The organism is Psychrobacter sp. CCUG 69069 (genome assembly GCF_021023115.1).
GTDB lineage: Bacteria > Pseudomonadota > Gammaproteobacteria > Pseudomonadales > Moraxellaceae > Psychrobacter > Psychrobacter namhaensis.
This window is the reverse complement of sequence record NZ_QQAI01000005.1, coordinates 26,814-45,407: the sequence shown is the minus strand read 5'-3', so window position 1 is coordinate 45,407 and position 18,594 is coordinate 26,814. Positions and strand designations below refer to the sequence as shown.

Sequence of the window (18,594 nt, the reverse complement as noted above, 5' to 3'; positions counted from 1 at the left end):
GTTTTTAGTTTACTATTTAACCCTATTCTCCTTAGGTAACACCATGCCCTTACGCGCCAAACCCTCCACCATTTTAACCATCTCACCATTAAGCGTATCATTATTAAACATTGTGCGTAGTACCCTACTCGGTTTGAGTATAACAGTGCTACTTAGCGGCTGTGGAGGGTCAGACGGCTCAGATGGCTCAGATGATAGTACTTCCAGCACACCCAGCCTTCCTAGCGACCCCAATCCACCAACCACACCTGACAATCCAGAAGTCGATACCGACTGGCAACCAGCAGGTGGCAACGCCACGATCTCCGCTGATGTATCACGCCCATTTCTACAAATCATGCCAAACCTACCAAGCAGTGCGTTAGGCGGCGTATCGCCCGGGCGTGAGTTATTTATCACGCAGTGGACACCTGCCAATGAAGGTCGCGCCCTCTTCGATGGTGTGGGGCCACTTTTTAACGCCAATGCCTGCACCCAATGCCATAGCGCTGAAGGGCGCAAGCCTGTTTATGCGGCTGATGGTGTATTGAGCGATGCCATTTTATTCAGACTCGGCGACCAACAAGAATTAGGGCATCCTTACTACGGCGAACAAATGCAGCATCAAAGTATTGATCCCAGTATCGCCACTGAAGGTAGTGTACGCTACGCCATGACTGCCGCTCATGGTGAGACGCCTGCTGGTGTACAGTTTGGCTTTACGCCCACTGACCCGAATCAGCCTTTAGGAAATATGGCCATTAGCGGTCGTATCTCGCCGCAGCTGGTCGGTATGGGCTTGCTTGATCTGATTCCTGAGGCTAACATCATCGCTGCTGCTGACCCTGACGATAACGACAAAGACGGAATCAGCGGCCGGATACACTGGGTGGATGAAGGCAGGCAACAACGTATTGGACGCTTTGGCTGGAAAGCCATTAACGCAAGTCTACGCACCCAAAATGCCAATGCCATGTCACAAGATATGGGCTTGACCACCTCGGTATTTATGGATCCCAATTGTACGGTGAACCAACCGATTTGTTGGACCGCGGCGAACGGCGGCTCTCCAGAAGTCTCAGACAGTAGCTTGGATGCGGTGAGCGACTTTATGACGGCATTGGCCGTTCCTGAGCGGCGCACTGGTGACTTAGCGACCTTTAATAAAGGGGCGAGCCTCTTTGCGCAAGTCGGCTGTGCAGGCTGTCACACGCCCAAGCAAAAAACAGGCGATAGCAGTCGCTTTCCACTACTATCACAGCAAACCATTTATCCTTATACCGACTTACTGCTTCATGATATGGGCGCAGGCTTGGATGATGGGGTAAAAGAAAAGAACGCAGAGAGCTATGAATGGCGCACGCCGCCATTGTGGGGTATTGGGATTGTGGCGCGTGACCCAGAAGCCCGTTTTTTGCATGATGGTCGCGCCAATAGTTTGACTGAGGCCATATTCTGGCATGGCGGTGAGGCAGAAGCAGTGAAGACACGCTTTAAGCAACTATCTGCCACGCAAAAACAAACATTATTGACATTTTTAAACGGTATTTAAGAGGTAAAAACTAACGTCTCAGTAGATACAAAAGAGGGCTACCGTCGGTAGCCCTCTTTTTTGTACATGATACTTGTACTTATTTATCATTCGCGGCGATGTTTCGTAGTGCTATCAGGTGCCTGAGCATCATCAGGCAAAAGGGATTTGACCGTTAGGTTGGCATGATGCTGGTCGAGATTGTCTTCTGGACGACCAAACGTTCTTGCCGTCCATGTCAGTACCACGATAGCAGCGCTTAATAGCATAATAGCCACCGAAATCGTCGCCAGTAGCCATAAGTGAAAGTAGTCTGAGACAGCCTGCACATCGACGACTAAATGTCGCGATAACGCTGTAATGGCAATAAATATCAAAAACTGTACCGGCAGACGGTGGGTCTTAAAGTAAATACCTATCATCGCCAGTAGCTCAAGATAAATAAACAGCATCAAAATATCTTTTAAATCCGCTGAGCCTTTTTGGAGGATATATATAAACTCTTTACCCGCCGTCCAAACCACCACCACACTGATTAAAAACAAGATCACGTAATGACAGATATCGACAAACTCTCTACCAACACCTTGTAATCGCTCATGAATACCGACGTTTTTTTTAGCCATGCTTTTAGCTCCTATCAACTGGGATGTGGTTGACTGAGCCTGAGTCTGTGCTGCCTCAGACCCTCTTATCCATTGGCGATTAGCACTCGTATGAGTCGTGGCTTAGCTGACAGCCAAACCAGCTGACTTTTCAGCCGCATCGACCGTTTGGCGAATGAGCGTGTTAATGGTCATCGGACCGACACCACCGGGTACTGGCGTATAAGCACTGGCGATGCTTTCCACGCCCTGCATTTCGATATCACCAACGCCGCCATTATCGGTTGGGTGGAAACCTGCATCAATCACAACAGCGCCTTTCTTAATCCATTCTGCTTTAATCAACTCAGGCACCCCTACTGCCCCAACCACGATATCTGCGCGCTGAATATGAGCGGCCAAGTCCTGAGTTTTGGAATGGCAAATGGTGACGGTACAGTTGGCGTTCAATAGCATCATTGCCATTGGTTTACCCAAGATGGCACTGCGCCCTACTACCACGGCCTCCAAGCCTGCCAGCTCTATATCGTAATGCGCTAATAGATGCATGATGCCTTGCGGTGTGCATGAACCATAAGCGGATTGCTGCATCGCCATACGGCCAAAACCAAGACACGTCACCCCATCGACGTCTTTTGCCAAATCGATTTGCTCAAAGCAGGCACGCTCATCAATATGGGCAGGTACAGGATGCTGTAGCAAAATACCATGCACATCAGGGTTATTGTTTAGCTCATCTATCTTTACCATCAACTGCTCGGTAGTTGTCGCAGCTGGCATCTCGACGCGTATAGAGTCCATACCAACACGCTTACAAGCATTACCTTTCATCCGCACATACGTCGCTGATGCTGGATCATCACCGACCAATATCGTCGCAAGGCTTGGTGTACGTCCAGTTTTATCCTTGATGGCATCCACGCGGGTGCGCAGTTGCTGTTCTATTTGTTTGGCAAGGGCTTTGCCGTCCAAAATGGTGGCGGATGGTTGGGCAATAGACATAGTAACTCCAATAGAGGAAGCGTTAAAAAAGTAAAGACAATGCCCGCAATGACCTTGCACGCCTGTCTTTTGCTTGGGTAGTATTGAATGAACTGAAGGTGTTTTTGCCTTTGGTATTGTACCTGTCTGCGCTATAGAATCCTAGCGTGTATTGAGGGTCAACCAAAAATTCACGCATTGAGAATTAAACTTTAAGATAAATAAAAGGAATTCACTGGTTAATTATTAAGAGAAGGTTTTAGCTAAGCAGATACGTAAGCATGACTATTAACCAGTATACAGCTTTAGAAGATTTAAATAAGAAACGGCCTATTAGCATTTAATAGACCGTTTTATAACTTTTAAGAGTTTTAGATAGTTAAGTGAACGGCAATCTAGTAGGTTTGTAACTCTAATCCGACTGCGGCACCAATATCACTGGATTGGCTATCAGAATCTATCGCCCACAGTCTGGTGGTAACCAGCGCTTTCGGCTGTAGCTGATGCTCCCACGCCACATCGATACCTGTCAGCTTATCGGTAGTAGGAAACGCTTGATTAATAGCTTCATCTGCTTGGTTGACTTTTGCATACTGCACTTTAGCATTAATGAAGTTGCGATTATCAAGCCATAGTCGACCACCAAGCGCTATGCTTTCCGCATCACCGCCTAGCGCATACCCCAATGGATAGCCTTGCTGATAATACCCATCTGTATAAGTACCATGGTCATAAGAGACACCCCGAACTTCGCCACTAGTGCGTGTATCTGTGTACTCCGCATAAAGCTGATAAGGCTTACCGTAAGCACTAGAAGCATAGTCTGCGCCCGCTAGATACATATTTTTGGCAGGTAGTCCTCCTGCTTCATCCTCACCTACGTATTGTGCATAAACGCCAGCAGGTACATTCACCAATGGTGCTAAATTTAAGCGTGCATCGAACCCACCAAGTTGATTAGCAGGATCTCCTTCATCATTACCACCATTATCTTTGGTACCTAACAGAGCATCACCAAAAGAGCCAAAACTCTCTGGACGACCTTCACCGCCCCACATAAAGGTACGAGAAGCCCCGACTTCTAACCACTCCCATGGACTCGCAGTAAGGCGAGCACCAAATAGCTTAGCATCTGGTACGGCATCATAATCTTCAAGCTGACCTGCAAATAATTGATACTGCCAAGGTCCGACCCACGATAAATATGGGGATGTCGGCGCTGTTTGTTGATCTCGCTGCATGGTAAAACCTGTCACTGGCAAGCTTGCATCACCTCGAATAAGGCTACCATCATGCCCGGGGCCCCACCAGGTAGGAATTTTACCCGCTATCAACCACTGATTGGCTGCGGTACCAGCAAGGTATGAGCCTTCAAAGCTAACGTCTGAGCTGTCATCGATAAGTTTGTCATTTTTTACATTGGCTTGGAGATTAAATTCCCAATCTGTTTCGCTAAGCGACACACCTACACTTGCTTGTTGACCTGCAAGTTGATCGTCAGCAAATTTTTGTGGTAGCTGGTCTCTATCGGTTTGTATATGCAGGGCGGCAGAGCCTTTTACCACTGAGTCACGGTTTTGGCTCAATCGCGCTTGTACCGACTGCAACATCTGCTGCTGCGCTGGCGTCTGGGCACTAGCCGTATTTAACGCGCGATTGATCTCATTAGCAGTCAGCGGCCACGTGCTGGTGCTAATCTGTGCAACCCCTTGAGTATTCAGCCAGTCAAGATCTGCCTTAAGCTTTAGATCGTTCATATACAGGTTTTGTGCAGATGCCAACATCGACACTGAGGATAAGACACTCAAACTTAGGGCAAGACTTAGCTTTTTATACATGATAGATTACTTCCAAATAACTGAGATTATATTGTCTTTCATTTAACAGCATCCCCACTACCTTTGCCTAAAGCTGTTCTAGCAATATAGTAAAAGTAATTTTTCAAGTTGAGATTATCGATCATTTCTTTATCAGTTTCGGCTAAAAGCTTGGGAGTAGACATATCTACGCCACTTAACTGAGCTAGCCCTGTAATACCAGGTAACACGTCATAAACGCCTTGATCTGCTCTGGCTTTTATGAGTTCCTCTTGATTGAATAGATTAGGTCTCGGTCCGACTAAGCTCATCTCGCCTTTGAAGACATTAATCAGCTGTGGCAGTTCATCAAGTTTGGTCTTGCGTAATACCTTACCCAATTTAGTGATAGAGCTATTATCAGCTAGGTGACTCGCTACAGACGCTGTATCTACTTTCATAGTACGAAACTTCACTAGTTTAAAGGGCTTTTGGTCTTTACCGACACGTTCTTGCACAAATAAAGGCGAGCCTGTGTCCAAGTAACCAATAGCAGTTGCACCAATTAACAAGGGTGACGCTGCTACTAACCCCGCAGCTGAGAACATAATATCCAATGGTCTTTGTAAAGGCATAGACTGGGAAGTTGCTAAACTTGACTTATAACATTTAGCAGTTTCCTGAATGGACTCACTAGTTGAATATTTAGGCTTCCAATCTAACAAATTTTTAGCCTTACTAATATCAACTTGCAATGATCCTGATAGCCTTTGAGCGACACCTGACTTACCAACTGCACTTGCTGCCGTATTAATAAATTCAACAGGTATATTTACCGCTTTGTTTTTAACGCCTAAGCCTTTTGATATCTCTTCTAACAAACCAGCGGTAGAAATATCATCATTGTCAGATATCAAAAAAACTTCATTTTTAGCATCTTTGTGCTCGATACAGGTAATAATAAAATCAACCAAATTATCGACATATATTAAGCTACGTAGGTTCTTTTTGATGCCACCTATAGGAAGTGGAATACCTTTATAAGTCCATTTCATTAAAGAATGGAAGTTACCTTTTACATTTTCGCCATATACTAAAGTAGGACGAATAATTACAACTTCTAATGGCGTAGTCTCTGCTAACTTGAGTAAACCCTGCTCAGCTTCGTATTTAGAAATACCATAAGGATCGGTAGGATTAGGCTTAGAACCTTCTGTATAAGGTTTACCGATCTTCGTGCCTTCACCATTAACTTTAATTGAGCTAATAAATATAAAACGCTTTACACCTGAATCAGCTGCTTGGCGAGCTAGATTTAAAGTCCCTTCCACATTTACTTTACGAAACTCAGTTAAAGGATCGGTAGACTTGTCATCCATTACATGCACACGAGCAGCTGTATGAACAACTACATCGACACTTTTTAGTGCATCACTCCAATCAGTGCTAGTTGTCAAATCATCAACTTTGACAATCCGTACAGCGTCCGACTGCTCATTAACATTACGCACAGCAATCGTTAAATCATAGCTCCCATCTGCTACAATACGTTTTTGTATAGCACTGCCAACAAACCCAGTTACCCCAGTGAGAAGTAATCTATGTTTATTACTCATGGATAGATATCCTAAATCAAATTTCAATTGGTTTGCTGATAAATAGATAGATGCTGCTCTATCACTTTTTCAATCGCAAATTCTCTCTCTGCTAGCTGACGTCCAGCAATACCCATTTCTACTCGAAGCTCAGTATCTGTCACTAGCTTTTCAATAGCATTAGCTAATTCCTTCGAGTCTTTAACTGGAACTAATAATCCCGTCTTATTTTCTTCTATAGCATCACGGCATCCGGGTACATCTGTAGTAATCACAGCCCTACCACATGCGGCAGCCTCAATTAAAACTTTGGGTAATCCTTCGCGATAAGACGGTAGCACTACAACATTAGAGTCTCTAAATACAGTAGACATATCCTTCTTATACCCCAATACAACTAAATTGGGAATAGCTTTCCATTCTTCAATATCTTGCTCTGTGGCGCTCGTATTATTACCTAAATCTAGATCTCCCACTATCTGATAGTTGGCTACCACACCTTTTTTATTCAGTAGTCTGATAGCTTCAATATATTCTGCTAATCCTTTATCGAATAGCAGACGTGCTGCGAAAGTCACTACAGGCGTATCATTTAAGTTTTCAGGAATAGACTGGAAGGTAGATAGGTCTATACCTGAACCACGTATGAGTGTAGTTTGCTCAGCCTTGACAGCTTTTAAATCTATTAATAACTGCTTGTCATCAGGATTTTGCAGTATAACTGTGGTTTTTTTAGAGCGTAAAGCAAAACGATATAAGCCTACTCCAATTTTTCGTTTTAAGTCTGCTTTAACACCTTCTGCCAAAAATAAAGTGCCTAACCCTGATACAGCAGCCACTACCTTATTAACTGATGTAAAGCGAGAAGCTATACCGCCATATAAAACAGGTTTTATAGTCACTAAATGCAATACATCTGGCTTGACATTATTTATAAGCTTCCAAATCGTTAATAAACTATTTAGCTCACTTAGTATATTGCTACTGTTACGTGATAATGGTATCTCATGATGGACAAAACCATTGCTTATAATTTCTTGAACGGCTGCACCATGTCTCGTTGCTACGTGTACCGTGTACCCTTGCTCTTGAGCTGCTAGAGCAATAGGCAAGCGATGAGATAAGAAAAACCAAGGTTCGTTAACAATGTATAATATTTTCAATATTATCCTTACGAGATTATGCTGATAAAAGTTTATTATGCCACTATAAAGTAAAAATACGAATACAAGAGCCAACTTACTGAATAGTTGCAACGAGTACTTTACGAAATTTTAGAGTAGAAACTGAGTAGATAGCTATTATTAGAAATTTGATTAGTATAAATTTTTTTTGCATACCTTTTATTTGAAAAACACTGACTATAATAGGTATTTTATCCTACCCTATAATTTATCTTATCAATTAGAATACTATCCTATAATTTTTTTTAAACTATCTAAGTAATTAATAGCATCAAAATAGCTCTCCGCTGTTTTTCTAGCATCGATCCTCATTTCACTATAGTCCTCAACTTCAAATGCTTTATTAATAGTGGCTTTAATCGATTCTAAAGAAGAGTCTGAACAAATTAGCCCATTAACTCCATCTATTAAGTAAGAATCTAAGTCACTTGTGATGTTTGCGATAACAGGTGTGCCAACTGCTAGACTCTCAACAAACTTTGTAGGAAACCCTGCCTGTACACTTCGTATTGGAGGCCTGATAATAATAGAATAATCTGCAGATCTCACTAATTCTAGGGTTTCATCATGACTTAATATACCATGACAAAATAAAAAATTATCTAAAATCTCCTCAGAGCATGATGAGCTATTCAAGAATTTTCTAAGATTATCACTAGTAACTCCTGCAACATGCAGCTGTACTTTATTACCTTCCATAGTAATATTCTGTACAGCTTTTATTATAAGAGCAAGTAAATCTTTCTTCCCTGGATTACCCGCATAAACCAGCTTAATTGTTTTTGAGTTTTCGTGATTTAATCTAGCTCCAATAGACTCGCAATTCACTGTTGGCGGTATTTTCACTAGACTGTCAACTGTACCAGTATAGTAATCTTTCAGGTAATCACTTATAACGATTAAAGAATCACATTTTTTATTAAGCCAGCGCATAGCTAGCTCTATATTTAAATAATACGGGGAAATAAAATAATGGAACCTACTTGGAGCATCGTACCACTCAACAGCATCAAATATGATTTTAACATTGTTTTTTCTACACCATGGAATAAGTTTAATTAAATAAGGGGAATAGCCGCTATAAAGAATAATAGCTGCAGGTTTTATAGTTAAGTTATCAAGCCACTCTATAGTTTTTTTCCCCGCGTTGAAGTACATTAGATGCTTTAATACTGTGGGGAGCTTCTCATAAAGTCTCTCATTTAAAGATATAACTTGAATCCCATTGTATTCATCTACCATTTTTGTTGATACTTGACCAGATGTAACAATAACATCATAACCAGCTTTTTTTAAAGTTACACAGTTGCCATAGATTCTACGAGCTGCAGCTCCTCCATTAGGAAAACTATAAGACCCTACATAGACAATAAGCTTTTTTTTATCTTGCATATCAATACTTCTTCCAAACAACGCGATTAACATAGTCAGTATAACTTAAGATAATTCGCACAACCTTTTCACTGACATTAGGCATACTATAATCAGTAACCAACATTAAAGAACGGTTTTCGCCCCGTGCTTGTGACTCCAATATCCCCAATCCTTGCAAAGTACGTTCAGCGGTCAATCCTACCATCATCACTACCGCCTCTTCCATACCCTCAGGGCGTTCATGCACTTGACGTAAGTTCAATGCGGGGAAATTTAAAATAGAAGACTCTTCGTTGATAGTACCACTATCTGATAGCGCCGCTTTTGCAGAGAGTTGTAGTTTATTATAGTCACTAAACCCTAGTGGCTTCAATAACTGTACTAACGGATGAAACTCAACATTCAATGATTCAATACGATTACGAGTACGCGGATGCGTAGATACTATTACTGGAAATTGATATTTTTCTGCAACGGCATTGAGCATATCAACCAAGTCTAAAAAGTTTTGCTCAGAATTAATATTCTCTTCTCGGTGAGCACTGACAATAAAGTATTGATGCTCTGTAATGCCTAAAGTATCTAAAATGTCAGACGCTTCGATTTTGGCTCTATAGTGATTTAGCACTTCAAACATGGGGCTGCCAGTTTTAATCACTAGATCAGCAGGTAAACCCTCAGCTAGTAAATAGTCACGAGCAATAGTGCTATAAGTTAAATTAATATCTGCGGTATGATCTACAATACGGCGATTGATCTCTTCTGGTACCCGCATATCAAAGCAGCGATTTCCTGCTTCCATATGGAAAGTAGGAATTTTACGACGTTTAGCAGGTATAACTGCCATACAGCTGTTGGTGTCACCTAGCACAAGCAAGGCTTCTGGTCGCACTTCCTCCAATACCTTATCGACGCCGATAACGACATTACCAATAGTTTCGGCACCAGTGCCACCAGCAGCATTCAAGAAATGGTCAGGCTTACGTATACCTAGATCAGTAAAGAAGATTTCATTTAGCTCATAATCATAATTCTGACCGGTATGAACGAGTGTATGATCGAAATACTTATCACAGGCTTGCATAACTCGAGACAGTCTAATAATCTCTGGGCGGGTTCCTACGACAGTCATTAGCTTTAACTTTTTCATAATCAACTCTTAATCTGTTATTGGCATAGCATAAGTGTCGGGCTTTTCACGATCAAAGATCTCATTTGCCCATAGCATAACGATCATTTCATCCACACCTATATTGGTAATATCGTGAGTCCAGCCCGGTACGGTTTCGACAATTCTGGCTTCATCGCCATTGGTTTCTAAGTCATAGTACTCGCCCGTAACAATATGTTTAAATTTAAATAAAGCCTTACCCTTAATCACTAAAAACTTCTCAGTCTTACTATGGTGATAATGTCCACCACGAGTAATCCCTGGATGAGCAGTAAAATAGGAAAACTGCCCTGCATCAGGGGTCTTAAGCATCTCGACGAATACACCTCGCTCATCACCATGCTTAGTTACGGTATAGTCGAATTGAGACGGCTGTAGAAAACTTAAATAAGTAGAATATAGAGCACGGGTCAAACCAGTACCTACTGGCAGCGTTATTAAAGTCTCACGCGACTGTTTAAACTCTCGTAGAGTATCTGCTAAATCGCCAACCGTAATTTGATACTCTGGCTCGATGGCGAAATACTGCTCTGGTGTGTAATCACCCTTAATCATTCGCCAAAACGTCTCTACCACATCGTCTATATATACCAAGCGAATAAGCGCATCAGGATCGTTAATTTGAATGGGTAAATCATTAGCGACGTTATAGCAAAAAGTAGCTACCGCAGAGTTATAGTTAGGTCGTGACCATTTGCCAAATACATTGGCTAAACGACAGATATATACTGGATTATCTTGGACTTGGTTTAAATGAATCAATACTTGCTCACCGCCTAACTTGCTTTGACCATAAGCATTGTCTTGCTCGGCCTGAATAGAAGAAGATAAGATAATTGGCGTACTCTTCTTATTCTCTGTTAGCAAATCAGCAATCTTTTGCGCTAAGGTAATATTACCTTCTACAAACTCTTGCTCATCTAAGGGACGATTGACCCCGGCTAAATGTATGATCCAATCCGCCTTGATAATCATATCTGCTAGTTCATTCTCACTAGAGCTACGATTAAAACATAAGATATTGATATCGTTTTTTTCAGATAGGAACTGAATGAGGTTTTTTGCGATAAAACCTTCTGAGCCTGTGACTAAAATATTCATAATTACACCTCTGGATCTAGGTATTGACCTTCAGTTAATGCACGGATGAAGTTTAGCTTAAGCAATAAGGCTTTCATACCATCAATATCTAAGCGCTCGGTATTATGTGAATTGTAATCCTCAATCTCAGTGATATGCATATCACCTTGGTCGACATATTTTCCATAATTCAGGTCACGTTGGTCTGCTGGAACTCTATAGTAGTAGCCTTGATCAATAGCCACTGCCATCTCCTCGCGACTTAAAAGGGCTTCATAAGCCTTTTCACCATGGCGTGTACCCATGACAACGATAGGGTGTTCTTCACGTTGCATTAGCTCTGTCAATGCTTTTGCCAGTACTTGAATAGTAGCAGCAGGGGCTTTTTGCACGAAAATATCACCGTTCTCACCGTGCTCAAAAGCATATAGCACTAGGTCTACGGCATCCTCTAATGTCATCATAAAGCGAGTCATGTTGGGATCAGTAATAGTAAGCGGCTTACCTTTTAATATCTGCTCGACAAATAGGGGTATAACTGAACCACGCGAGGCCATAACGTTACCATAACGCGTACCACAAATAACGGTATCTAGACCCTCTAAATTACGTGATTTGGCTACCATTACCTTTTCCATCATGGCCTTGGAGATACCCATAGCATTGATAGGATAGACAGCTTTGTCTGTGCTTAGACATACGACACGCTTAACTTTATTTTGAATAGCGGCTTCCAAGACGTTTTCTGTACCCAGTACATTGGTCTTTACCGCTTGCATAGGATGAAACTCGCAAGAAGGGACTTGCTTGAGAGCAGCAGCATGATAGATATAGTCGACACCGCGTGTAGCGCTTAATAAACTATAGTAGTCACGGACATCGCCGATATAGAATTTAAGCTTAGAATTAGCATAGGCTATACGCATGTCTTCTTGCTTTTTTTCGTCACGGCTAAATATACGAATTTCTGCAATATCAGTATCGAGAAAACGTTTTAGTACTGCGTTTCCGAATGAGCCAGTGCCGCCTGTTATTAATAAAACCTTATCTTTAAACATCAAGACACCTTATTTTAAAATAGAGAAAAACAATGTTTCGTTAACAATAACAAAAACCACTATAAGAATAAGTAATAATAAAGCTTTCATCACAACTTTCAAATAACTATTATTTAAAGAGTTGATAGCCCAAGATACTAATATTCCTGAAAAAGGAACAAAATATAACGCTAATCGATCAGTGAGCCGAACACTCATTGCCATCCAAAAAAAGCAAGCTGTAATTACAGCACCCCAAACAACCATTTTTTCTATACGCTTGACATTATATAAGGACTGGTGGCTAGGTAAATATATATTTGTCAATTTAAGCGCTAAGATAACAAAAGAAAGAATTAAGACAAAGTAAAAACTAAGTGGTACCTTAATATTTAAAAAACTATCATCAGCTTGAAGGTAATGGTACTGCTTTACATCGATATCTGACAAGAAACTAAGCCATGATACATCCAAAACGGAAAAAATCGGAGCAAATAGAAATAAGAACAGAAAAGAGTAGCGCGGTGTAAACCTACTAGTGGCAAATAAAAAAACTAAAAAAGCTATTGAGGATGTATTATGAATAAAAAAAGCTAACACACCTAAAATAATATACCAGCTATATTTTCGATAGACCCATAAATAAACAGCCACAAAAAAAATAGACATAGCAATTGACTGGCGTACACCAGAAAAACCAAAAGAAAGTATTCCAAAAGAAAAAATCACTAAAATGTAAGCTAGAATTGACTTTTGAGGAACGAAAGTTGCTAACAAAGAAATAGAGAAATAATATATTAAACTCTGAAAAAATAGGAAACTACGAAAGTTCAAGCCCATGCTATTAAAAAAAATTAAAATAGAAGAAAATAAAGGCTCTGTTCTTCTTAAAGTATATGAATCCATAGATGCAAATTGATACTCCCAAAAATACGCAGCAGTATCAACGCCGATATTATAATCTCTAAATGCGGTTAGTAAAAAAAAGGGAGAAAGGCAGATAAAAGCAAATAGGATTCTTTTATAAGATTTTATAACCAAACTTAAGGCTCCCAAAGAATACAGAGTTAGTGAAATGCAAAGTGTCTATTAGTAAATAATTGTGTTATTTGTCTATAACTTACATTTGTTACATTACTACACTTCAGCTATAAGGTTAATAATTTCAGCTTCATTAGAAGAAGAAAATCTATCCCTGAAAAGTTTTTTCCCATTACTTAATAAACAAAAGTATTCACTATCATTCAGATTTAAACAAGTTCTAACTACTAAGTTAGCAGATTTGAAATCAGATTTATTAAACAAAAAACCTGTTATTCCATCAACAACTTGTTCCTTTGAGCCACCACCAAAAGTAGCCAATGGAACAGCACCATAAGCATATGCTTCAATGACGGGACGTGAAAAATGAGGCTCAGCAAAAGGTGACAAAAGAAACCTAGACTGCTTAATATATTCATATACATTTGGAACCACGCCAATGATATTGACATTTGGTAGCAATAGCAAGTTTCGTTTTGTATTGTCAGAATACTCTCCAGCCAACACAAAATTTGCAAGCGGATTAGATCGTATTAGAAACTCCATAACTTTCCAACCTTTAATTTCAGACTCACCTCCAACGTATATAAAGTCATAAATTTTTTTATAGCTAGAGTTAATGGTAGGTAATCGCTCATAATTATATGCAACTAAGGATTTCGCTTTACCTATACCTTTAATTTTTGACTTATTATATTTGGAAATCGAGATCACTAGATCAGCAAAAGAGTTGATTATAGTAGAAATGAGAAAACTCCGAATGCCAAAATGTCCTTCCGATAGAGTTTCTCGAATATGTACAACTACTTTCTTGCCTAAAAATTTTGAAACAATAGCCCACTCTGGAATTACTGAAGTATTTATATAAACAATATCAGGTTTGGTTTTTAGTATGTAATATGGTGCTACAAAAAAGGTCTGTAACGTAACTGATACTAACTGGCTTACTAACTTATGCACCTGCCATAGGCGCACCCATTTAGACATATGATAAAAATAATATATTGGAACTTTACTCACATATTTATCACAATCAATTTCGTCAAATAAACTTGTCGCATCTGAAGCTTGAAGAAATAGAATTTCAACTAAATATCCGCGCTCAATTAAACCTTTAGCTAGATAACTCATACTTTTAGGAGCACCTCCAATACCTTTACCATGATGAACCATTAAGATTTTCATAATTTATCCAGATAACAAAAATAATGTAAAAATAGAAATTAATCCACAGTCTTACGCTATTTTTAAATATAAAATATAGGTAATTAAGACTATGAAGTATTAGGTTTTTATACTTTTTTTAAATAAACTTAAAATAGAACTAAGGAGTACTTTAAACTGACTGTTGAATAATACAATAGAACTTAAAAGCGTCATAAAATAGAGTATAAACATTGAAATAGGTTTTATTTCTATAAAGTTGATAGCTGAACTTAGAATGACCATACAAAGCACAAGGATATACATTCTAACTCTCTCGAAGCTTTGCCACAAACGTGCACTAACTTCTGTGCGCACTATAAAGAACGCTAAAAAAGCAAACGCAGATGCAACTGCAGCTCCAGCGGCACCATGTTTTGGTACTAAGTACCAGTTGCCAATTGCATTTAAAAGTAATGCCACAAGAGCTGCCAACATTGCGTAAGCTGTTTTTCTTTTGACCCCAATACCTACACCTGTAGCTTCTGAAAGCGTATACAATAATGGATGAGCCATCGATGCCAGTAAGATGTATTGAACTTGGTCATATTTTGGAGGCAAAATATAAGTCACTAACCATGAAAACATCCCAGCTAGCGACCAAATTGATATTACGGCTAACGTTGAATAGTCAGTTATATTTTTAACCTTGTGCGGATCTAGACCTTCAGATGCCCACTTATAAACTATAGGAGCCCATACAGTAGAAAAAACTGATTGAAAAACTAATGCTAAAGCAGCGAAGCTAATAGCAACTGAATAAATACCTAGCTCTTTAAATGAAGAGAAACCACGTATAAAGAACTTATCCATAGCAGTTAAACCCCAGAAGGCAATTCCGCTACCTATCAATGGGAGTCCAAAACTAATCATTCGTTTTAGCTTGTTTTTATCAATTCTTGCTGTTAGAGCAGCTAACCAGTCTTTCCGAGTATTCCATGTGTAAATTAAGAAAACAGCAGACAAGGAAAGCAAGTTAGCGATCATTAAGTTCTCAAAAATAGCTTCCACACTAAATAGAAAATAACAACCTAAAACACTTAGAAAAAAGAGTTTCGGTAAAATCTGGCTCATTGAATATGCAAAACCTTTTTCTTGCATACGTAATATCAAGCTTAGAAATCGAGACGAAAACTGTAAAAGAATTGCTACAATCAACAGACCCGTCAATAACTTTGAATCTATACCAAACAATAACACAGACATAGACCAAGGCATAAGTGCTAAAATGACTATACCTATTGTAAGTAAAACAAAACCAGGTAAGAATACACTCTTAAGCAATACTGGCTTGTCTGTAACTTCATGAAACTCACGAACATAAGCTTGATCTAATCCTAAACTAAATAGCAGTATCGAAAAGCTAAGAGTCACATGCAACATGCTTAATCGGCCAATATCATCTGGAGAGAAAAACCATGCGACTATAGGCAGGGTAATCAAACCTAAAGCAGCTCCTCCAATTGGACCAAGCGCAAAGGCTGCTATTTTTTTGGGAGTCACTTATAAAACTCAACTATTGAATCAATGACTTTATTTTGTTCACTTTCGTTAATTCCATACCATAATGGTAAACGAACCAGTCGTTCACTTTCAGACGTTGTGTATATATCTTTTCCGGAAAACTCAGAATAAATCTTACCAGCTATTGCACTATGCAGAGGTACGTAGTGAAAAACAGCTGCAATCTCTTCTGTTTTTAGATATTCTAATAATTGATTACGCTCTTCTAAATCCCTTGTTTTTAGATAGAACATGTGAGCATTATGCGCACTATCATCGGGTATAATAGGCAATTGTATTTTATCAGCTGCTTGAATAGGCTGAAGCTGTTTATAGTAACGCGACCAAGCGGATAAGCGATTATTATTTACTTCATCAGCTTTTTCTAGTTGGCCAAAAAGATAAGCAGCACTTATATCGTTTAGTAAATAACTACTTCCAATGTCTACCCAACCATATTTATCAACCATTCCTCGGAAGAACTGGCTACGGTTAGTACCTTTTTCTCGAATAATTTCAGCTCGCTCTATGAATTTGTCATCATTGATAATTAACAAACCACCTTCACCACCACTCGTATAATTTTTGGTTTCGTGAAAACTAAAAGCACCTAAATGACCAATTGTACCCAACGCTTTGCCTTTGTAATTACTTATCATACCTTGAGCAGCGTCTTCAACAACATATAGATTATAACGCTGTGCGATATCCATTATGGTATCCATCTCACAGCTGACACCAGCATAATGTACAGGAACAATTGCTTTGGTTCTTTCAGTAATAGCAGCTTCAATCTTAGTTTCATCTATATTCATAGTATCTGGACGAATATCTACAAATACGATCTTAGCACCACGTAATACAAAAGCATTAGCGGTGCTCACAAAAGTATAGCTCGGCATGATAATCTCATCGCCTGGCTGTGTATCAATTAAAATCGCTGCCATCTCTAAAGCAGCAGTGCATGAAGGGGTGAGTAATGCTTTTTTACAAGGGAGGTTCGATTCAAACCAAGTATGACAGCGTTGAGTAAAAGACCCGTCACCAGACATTTTATCACTACGCATGGCTTCTAATACATACTGGTCTTCGTTACCCGTATAGGGTGGTTTATTGAATACGATCATTATTTGAAGCTCTTCATATATTTAGTAGCATTTGGACCTTCATTGAATATAAGGTCTAAGATAGTTACGCCATGTTCAAAAGGTTCATTAAGTTGGTTATATTCTGGATAGCAAGAGTAGTCCATCCATTCAACTTGAATACCCTCTTGCTCGGCCAGTTTTTCATCGAAATAATCTTTTGCTGCTGGTCCACTTAGATATATATCAGCACCTGCTTGTTTACATATACCTAATAGCTTTTCGGTCTGACCTTCCACTAAGTCAAAGTCGCTTGACCACTTTATAACGGTCTTAATTCCCAATATCTGATTAATTATTTTTATAAGTTGAAAGTTGATTTGGCTTAAGTATTCTTCGGTATTATTTAAATAAAACTCCTCAAAAATATCTTTATACTCTTTAAAATAAGGAGCTTTTGAATAGCTTTGTTGAATAGTACGCCAGTGCTTAGTATTCCATTTTAAATCCGATACTTTAGTATCAACTATTTTTTGATCTGATTCTTTATGTCTTACAGGTATGGTAAGCCATTGAATACCTTGTTTCGTTTTTATTTGATTTCTATTTCGCCAATCATTTTTAGTATATTGAACCTGATCAAATAAGACGAATTCGTCTACCATGTTAACCAAGTCAAAGTAGCCCTTCCAAGGAATATAATTTGACTGTAAAATTGCTATTTTTTTCATAGTCTCGATAACTCCTGCCAAAATGTATCATTAAAAAACTTTAAATTATCTTCAATATTAGTAGTAGAGAAGTCCTTAATAAGTATTTTATTGTCTACAACTTGGCTTATACCATCAAGAAGAGTGACACATCCATATCTAAACATTGTTTCGATTGCTAGATCTAAGTCTGTAGGGGTTTTAAAGGCGATCTGGGATATTATTTTCCCAGTATCTACGCCCTCATCAACTATATGACAAGTAGGACCAATATATTTACAACCTCGTTCCATAGCTTGTTGAATAGGTTTGATGCCTATCAATCCACCAAAAGCTGGCAAAAGAGAGTAATGTAAATTTATTAGTCTATCTTGATATAGTGCAACTACATCCTCTCCTAGAATTTTATGCCAATTAGTTATAATAATATCTGGAGAGAGTTTATTTATCGAACTAACTAATTCTTTCGAATTACTAGCCGAGTAAGAGACTAGTTTATTATATAAGCCTTCTTGTTTGGCATATGTCAGTGCTTTACATTCTCTATCAGCAATTACTGCTAGTTGCTCAAAGTTGATAAGACCAACCTTTTTTGCTAGGTGAATAAATTTCATATTCCCACCACCACCAGAGACGAGAAATAAAATCTTAGCCATATAAAATCCTATTATGTGATTATTGTATTAATAACATTACGCTAATAAACTACGTCTGCTTAT

The 18,594-nt window shown here is 39.2% G+C and carries 16 protein-coding genes; 1 reads left to right on the top strand and 15 read right to left on the bottom strand.

Annotation, left to right across the window (positions count from 1 at the left end; genetic code table 11):
- Positions 1 to 43: 43 nt before the first annotated feature.
- Complete coding sequence (locus DVY93_RS05060) at positions 44 to 1,531, top strand: di-heme oxidoredictase family protein (protein ID WP_230709530.1); 1,488 nt, start codon at positions 44 to 46, stop codon at positions 1,529 to 1,531.
- Positions 1,532 to 1,617: 86 nt separating this feature from the next.
- Here the strand turns inward: DVY93_RS05060 and DVY93_RS05055 are convergent, their stop codons facing one another.
- The 15 genes from DVY93_RS05055 to purN all read right to left on the bottom strand — a co-directional run bounded on the left by DVY93_RS05055 (position 1,618) and on the right by purN (position 18,531).
- Positions 1,618 to 2,136, bottom strand: a complete 519-nt coding sequence (locus tag DVY93_RS05055; RefSeq protein WP_230709528.1) for a phosphate-starvation-inducible protein PsiE — start codon at positions 2,134 to 2,136, stop codon at positions 1,618 to 1,620.
- A 102-nt stretch (positions 2,137 to 2,238) separates the two neighbouring features.
- Positions 2,239 to 3,117, bottom strand: a complete 879-nt coding sequence (folD, locus tag DVY93_RS05050) for a bifunctional methylenetetrahydrofolate dehydrogenase/methenyltetrahydrofolate cyclohydrolase FolD (RefSeq protein WP_230709526.1) — start codon at positions 3,115 to 3,117, stop codon at positions 2,239 to 2,241.
- Between the two features lie 374 nt (positions 3,118 to 3,491).
- On the bottom strand, positions 3,492 to 4,934 hold the full coding sequence (locus DVY93_RS05045) for a capsule assembly Wzi family protein (RefSeq protein WP_230709524.1): 1,443 nt from the start codon (positions 4,932 to 4,934) through the stop codon (positions 3,492 to 3,494).
- 38 nt (positions 4,935 to 4,972) lie between these two features.
- Positions 4,973 to 6,508 carry a hybrid nucleoside-diphosphate sugar epimerase/sugar transferase gene (locus tag DVY93_RS05040; RefSeq protein WP_230709522.1) on the bottom strand — a complete coding sequence of 512 codons (1,536 nt, stop codon included), beginning with the start codon at positions 6,506 to 6,508 and terminating at the stop codon, positions 4,973 to 4,975.
- 23 nt (positions 6,509 to 6,531) lie between these two features.
- Positions 6,532 to 7,650: a glycosyltransferase family 4 protein gene (locus DVY93_RS05035; protein WP_230709520.1), complete on the bottom strand. Its 1,119-nt coding sequence runs from the start codon at positions 7,648 to 7,650 to the stop codon at positions 6,532 to 6,534.
- 249 nt (positions 7,651 to 7,899) lie between these two features.
- Positions 7,900 to 9,063 (bottom strand): glycosyltransferase, encoded by a 1,164-nt coding sequence (locus DVY93_RS05030; RefSeq protein WP_230709518.1) that lies wholly within the window; start codon positions 9,061 to 9,063, stop codon positions 7,900 to 7,902.
- Between the two features lies 1 nt (position 9,064).
- A complete protein-coding gene (gene wecB, locus DVY93_RS05025) occupies positions 9,065 to 10,195 on the bottom strand; it encodes a non-hydrolyzing UDP-N-acetylglucosamine 2-epimerase (RefSeq protein ID WP_230709516.1) in 1,131 nt (376 codons plus the stop codon).
- A gap of 9 nt (positions 10,196 to 10,204) precedes the next feature.
- Positions 10,205 to 11,317: a UDP-2-acetamido-2,6-beta-L-arabino-hexul-4-ose reductase gene (gene wbjC / locus DVY93_RS05020; protein WP_230709514.1), complete on the bottom strand. Its 1,113-nt coding sequence runs from the start codon at positions 11,315 to 11,317 to the stop codon at positions 10,205 to 10,207.
- Positions 11,318 to 11,319: 2 nt separating this feature from the next.
- Complete coding sequence (locus DVY93_RS05015; RefSeq protein WP_230709504.1) at positions 11,320 to 12,354, bottom strand: polysaccharide biosynthesis protein; 1,035 nt, start codon at positions 12,352 to 12,354, stop codon at positions 11,320 to 11,322.
- A 9-nt stretch (positions 12,355 to 12,363) separates the two neighbouring features.
- Positions 12,364 to 13,374 (bottom strand): EpsG family protein, encoded by a 1,011-nt coding sequence (locus tag DVY93_RS05010; RefSeq protein WP_230709503.1) that lies wholly within the window; start codon positions 13,372 to 13,374, stop codon positions 12,364 to 12,366.
- Positions 13,375 to 13,470: 96 nt separating this feature from the next.
- Entirely contained in the window at positions 13,471 to 14,559 is a 1,089-nt protein-coding gene (locus DVY93_RS05005) for a glycosyltransferase family 4 protein (RefSeq protein WP_230709501.1), read from the bottom strand.
- Between the two features lie 99 nt (positions 14,560 to 14,658).
- Entirely contained in the window at positions 14,659 to 16,080 is a 1,422-nt protein-coding gene (locus DVY93_RS05000; RefSeq protein ID WP_230709500.1) for a lipopolysaccharide biosynthesis protein, read from the bottom strand.
- Entirely contained in the window at positions 16,077 to 17,207 is a 1,131-nt protein-coding gene (rffA, locus tag DVY93_RS04995) for a dTDP-4-amino-4,6-dideoxygalactose transaminase (RefSeq protein ID WP_230709499.1), read from the bottom strand. Before rffA ends, DVY93_RS05000 begins: the two co-directional genes overlap by 4 nt.
- Entirely contained in the window at positions 17,207 to 17,896 is a 690-nt protein-coding gene (locus tag DVY93_RS04990) for a WbqC family protein (RefSeq protein WP_230709498.1), read from the bottom strand. Before DVY93_RS04990 ends, rffA begins: the two co-directional genes overlap by 1 nt.
- The gene (gene purN / locus DVY93_RS04985) at positions 17,893 to 18,531 is read right to left on the bottom strand and encodes a phosphoribosylglycinamide formyltransferase (protein ID WP_230709497.1); all 639 of its coding nucleotides are present in this window, start codon (positions 18,529 to 18,531) and stop codon (positions 17,893 to 17,895) included. Before purN ends, DVY93_RS04990 begins: the two co-directional genes overlap by 4 nt.
- Positions 18,532 to 18,594: the final 63 nt, after the last annotated feature.